Annotated in this window: 1 tRNA gene; it reads left to right on the forward strand. The window is 42.8% G+C overall.

From position 1 onward, the window contains the following. Window positions 1–11: 11 nt before the first annotated feature. A tRNA-Ala gene (locus tag H5164_RS20230) sits at window positions 12–87 on the forward strand. Window positions 88–299 lie beyond the last annotated feature (212 nt).

Genomic DNA, 299 nt, shown 5'->3' on the forward strand with positions numbered 1-299 from the left:
TGCATGTAAATGGGGCTATAGCTCAGCTGGGAGAGCGCCTGCCTTGCACGCAGGAGGTCTGCGGTTCGATCCCGCATAGCTCCACCATTTACACTTATCATGACGATAAGCTTATGCATAGGTTAGAGATGCCAAAGATAAACGAAATTTTATCTTTGGCTTTTTTAAGCCCGCTCTTTAACAATTTGGAAAGCTGATAGTACTAACTAAAGGCGCATGGATGATGATTCGTTGTCGTTTGTGTGATTACGTTAGTGCGAAAAACGTTAATGCGAAAGCATTAACACTTGAGTTCTCAA

Origin of the sequence: Shewanella sp. SG41-3 (assembly GCF_014164545.1) — a bacterium.
GTDB lineage: Bacteria > Pseudomonadota > Gammaproteobacteria > Enterobacterales > Shewanellaceae > Shewanella > Shewanella vesiculosa.